Annotated in this window: 1 pseudogene; it reads right to left on the bottom strand. The window is 51.5% G+C overall.

The window, feature by feature from the left end:
- A pseudogene (locus tag QP884_RS11240) lies at positions 1 to 236 on the bottom strand (IS30 family transposase); the annotation flags it as partial.
- Between the last annotated feature and the right edge of the window lie 108 nt (positions 237 to 344).

Genomic DNA, 344 nt, shown 5'->3' with positions numbered 1-344 from the left:
ATACGCCTATCGATACGCTGTTGGGAAATAACCTGGACTGGAACTGCTTGGCGACCATCAACGTACTCGAGTACCTGCATAAGCCTGTTATACAGCGCCACATCCGGGCCATCCGGGACAAAAGGCACACGCCCGGTGGAAAGCTTAATGACGCCTTTGTCTATATCAGCAGCATTACGCGGATGAATGCCACAGGCTAAAGCGGCATCTTTGCGTCCTAAAGCATTTACACGCAGTTGCAGATAACTACACCGGCGAGTTGTTGCCGCAGCTTTGCGGCCGTACGGATTGCGTTTCCACAAACCAAGCTCAATACCGATTCGATATACCGGAGTAGAGCCTAT

This window comes from Corynebacterium tuberculostearicum, from assembly GCF_030229345.1.
Lineage (GTDB): Bacteria > Actinomycetota > Actinomycetes > Mycobacteriales > Mycobacteriaceae > Corynebacterium > Corynebacterium tuberculostearicum_G.
Note: the sequence above shows the minus strand (reverse complement) of the source record. Positions and strands in the feature narration are given on the sequence as shown.